Raw genomic sequence first — 3,595 nt, forward strand, 5'->3', positions numbered from 1 at the left:
TTGCAATAGACGACCCAATCGGGTTCATAGAGCGCATGAAAGTGCATCCAGAAGCTGAAAGTCCACCACCCGGCACAATGCAGTGAACATGGGGATGAAAAGACAAATTTTGTCCCCATATATGCAACACCATAGTTACTCTGATTTGCGCACCTAGAAACTTAGGATCCAAGGCCAGCTTGGAAAGCGTTTGGGAAGCAGCTTTAAAAAGAATACTGTTCATCAGCTTGGGGTTTGCTAGAAATAAGGGATTCAATATGTGAGGAACCGTGAAAACGGTGTGAAAATAAGGAACAGGTAGGAGTTCAGAAGTTCGATCAAGAACCCAGTGCTCTTTTTTTAAATTGCCATATTTGGGACAATTGCGATTACGACAGGAATTGTAGGACACCTTCAAATCCTCGCAGGAATTGCATTGGTCTACATGTCCGCCTAAAGCCGCGGTTCTGCAGGACTGAATAGCATGAGTTGCCTTGATGCCTTCGAGATGAACTGGATGGAAATCAAGAAAAGGCTTGGTAAAATGCGTAAATATCTGTTGCAGTTCAATCATCGTGATCACCTCCAAGAGGCAGATCCAGAGGGCTTTTTAACCCGAGGACTTGAGCATGGGTCAGATGTAGATACAAGGAAGTCGTTTGAATATCTACATGTCCAAGAAGTTCCTTGATTTGCAGAATACTCGCACCGCCATTTAATAGATGAGTTGCAAAGCAGTGACGCAAGGTGTGTACCGATACATTTTTAGTTATCCCGGAAGCATACAGAAAAGACCTCTAGCGCATCCTCTGTAAACAGTTGCAACGCTATACATATACAAATGTAGCGAAAAAACTTTAGCCAAGCCCACAACTAGTCCGCATAGCTGCTTTTAACCTCTTGAAACCCGCCATCGTGCGGTGTTATATCGAAGGCATCATCTCCTTTACCGTTTAGCCCTTCACGTTTTAATGGAATAATTGAATAAAGTCACAGTATAACTTCTTCAGTTATCACCAATGATGCTTCTCACCTCAGCAAGTATCATTAGTGATTTTGATGTATACAAACTGTACTATTCCACAAATTCGTACTTTTCAGTAAAAACCCGTATTTGATTTCGACCAGCTCTTTTGGCAGCATAAAGTGCTTCATCAGCTTTTTGAAGAAGTTGATAGACTGTTTCCTCCATAGCTCCTGTCGTTACGGATACTCCAAAACTGCAGGTAACGGATACAAATCGTTCATTTCCAACTAGAGGCTTCTGTTCAATGCAAGATCTAAGGTGATTAGCGAAGTTTTCCCCTTCCACTAGTGTATAACCAGTTAAAGCGAGTACAAATTCTTCACCACCATATCTAGCAAACAGCATATTTTCTTCCAGCTCATCCTTACATATTTGAGCCATATGTACTAGCATTTGATCTCCGGTTTGATGCCCATAAGTGTCGTTCACTTTTTTAAAAAAATCAATATCAAATAGAATAATCATAAAAGATGACAATTCAGCTTTTGCCTTCATTAAGCTTTGCTCACTTTGCTGGAAAAAGGCACGACGATTGTATATTTGCGTAAGCTCATCATAATAGGCTTGATGCTCTAACTTTTGTTGTAATATATGTAGCTCTGTTATATCCGTAAATATAATTAGTAAGCCAAACCTATTATTTGATTGTTGAAGCCTAGAAATACGTAGTTGATAAATATAATTAGCTTGATGAATCGTAACATTCAATTTATCTGATATCGTATCTAATTGAACAGGAAATGATTGATCCGTTAGCATATACCAAAATTGATCAAATGGCTGCCCTATCGTTGATCGATCCAGATCACTAAACATATTTTTACAAGCTTGATTATATTCGATTAATTGATAGGTACCATTAAGCACAATAACACCATCATTCATATTATTAAAGATCGTTTCCTTCGCAATTGGCATAAGTGATAACATTTGAGAGGAAGTAATAGACCAGAGGTACAAAACAGAAGAAAACCAAATAACCATTGGTACAGGATCGATACCATCGGGTGTCACTCCTATGAATAATAAAAAGGCAGTCACTACTGGAAGCACCTGACCGCAGATGAGGGCAAATAATTGAGGCCGATATACACTATCTGTTTCCTTCCAGCGTGAAAGCAGCAATAAGAACGCAGCTAACATACAGCCAAAAATGTAAATATTATGTACAATAAACCATACCCCATATTCAATCGCACTATATGGAGCCCCAAGCACCGAATGGATATCATATATTCTATAGAATATATGATGGGATTCATTTGTTACATTGATGAGTAAAGTAAGACAAGGCATTATAAGTAACGCGATTATTCTTTTTCTCGTTAAATTATAATCCAAATATTGCATGACAAACAATAATCCTAACGGAGGGAAAAATGGCAACCCTGCATACTGTACAATATTCCAAAATCTAAGTTGTTCTAACGAAGTCGATGTTAAGCTAAAGGCATAACCAAAGCAATAAATCATTGAAGTAAATGTATTCCACATGAACAATTTAGCGACACTTGAATAATGATGTCTCCTCCAATAAGTATAGAAAAGTATAGACAAATTCAGAACACCCGAAGTACATACTAATGTTATATATGCCGCTATATTCGAATTCAATAGTTATACCCTCTTTCATATATGTGAATATATATTAACATGGTTAACTTAAATTGTTAACATTCCTTGAATCATGGACAGAATTCGGTCTACATCACTATAGTGACTATTCAAAAGGCTCGGGTTTGCAAGGTGTTTGCAAGAGCATTCCTATACATATAGAAGCCAAAATTATCTAGCCAAGGGTGCTTGCAGAATGCGGAAACACGGCATGGTGGCATATTTCGAGAGTTAAAAGCAGCTATGAGGATTATGAAAGAATAGAAAGTCAGATAAAATCAGATGAAGAACATGTAATGAAAGTACAAAAACGTTTTGATCAAATTGGTAAAGACCGATTGAAACAGGTACTTAAGGAAGACATTAAACAAGAATTTGTGAAAACTACAGTACCAAGAGAAAGAACGATATTAGATTAATTTATCTGTTGGTTTCGCTACGAAGTCGGTAACATCCGATAACACTTTGGATTGGTTGCGCAGTTGCCCGGAAAAAGGATCTTCATATGCACTATATGAAGGCCTTCAAAATCGTGATCATATGAGCAGAAAGGTTACTCGGCAATTGCGAAAATCCATGTTGAACGATGCCGAGAATATTTGCTAGCCTATGGGCTTTGTTATTTACTTCCTTCTCTTAATGTAGCACAATATAAGAGAATTCACTTTCAAATTTCTAAGGTCAGCGTGTTCATTTACGGATATATACATACCTCCCCCCTCCCCAGATCAGGCATCGTAGTGAAAAGGTTGCTATTAATCGCGCTTACCCACCGCCCGGAGTCAACGTTAATATCTGACACCAAGTTCCTCCACAGGAGGGACAAAGCGAAATATCCACACCGGTTAATTTGAAAATAAGTTCCTTCGCCGTCAACTTTACTTTGGGTTTAATCGGCGTACGAGTCAGGTATAAACACTTTAGTAGTTTGGTTTTTCGATTAGCGTTGCTGAGAAAACCATAATGCCTAATCTT

The 3,595-nt window shown here is 38.2% G+C and carries 4 protein-coding genes and 1 pseudogene; 1 reads left to right on the forward strand and 4 read right to left on the reverse strand.

The window, feature by feature from the left end; genetic code table 11:
* From AC1TO8_RS23725 to AC1TO8_RS23735, 3 genes are all read right to left on the reverse strand, one after another.
* On the reverse strand, window positions 1-553 hold a 553-nt coding region (locus AC1TO8_RS23725), incomplete at its 3' end, for an IS91 family transposase (RefSeq protein ID WP_482058049.1).
* Window positions 546-767, reverse strand: coding sequence for a tyrosine-type recombinase/integrase (locus tag AC1TO8_RS23730; RefSeq protein WP_482058052.1), 222 nt, complete (start codon window positions 765-767; stop codon window positions 546-548). The genes AC1TO8_RS23725 and AC1TO8_RS23730, both read right to left, overlap by 8 nt.
* Window positions 768-1,054: 287 nt before the next feature.
* Window positions 1,055-2,620, reverse strand: coding sequence for a histidine kinase N-terminal 7TM domain-containing diguanylate cyclase (locus AC1TO8_RS23735; RefSeq protein WP_482058050.1), 1,566 nt, complete (start codon window positions 2,618-2,620; stop codon window positions 1,055-1,057).
* A 296-nt stretch (window positions 2,621-2,916) separates the two neighbouring features.
* Here AC1TO8_RS23735 and AC1TO8_RS23740 point away from each other — a divergent pair, with 296 nt between their 5' ends.
* The gene (locus AC1TO8_RS23740; RefSeq protein WP_482058051.1) at window positions 2,917-3,039 is read left to right on the forward strand and encodes a hypothetical protein; all 123 of its coding nucleotides are present in this window, start codon (window positions 2,917-2,919) and stop codon (window positions 3,037-3,039) included.
* Between the two features lie 346 nt (window positions 3,040-3,385).
* On the opposite strand, the pseudogene AC1TO8_RS23745 reads toward AC1TO8_RS23740, so the two are convergent.
* Window positions 3,386-3,595: pseudogene (locus AC1TO8_RS23745) on the reverse strand (IS91 family transposase); the annotation flags it as partial.

It is taken from the genome of Paenibacillus sp. Y859, from assembly GCF_056786405.1.

Coding starts and splice junctions, on each gene's coding strand:
- AC1TO8_RS23740 (WP_482058051.1), top strand. CDS start 2,917: ATGAAAGTACAAAAACGTTTTGATCAAATTGGTAAAGACCGATTGAAA.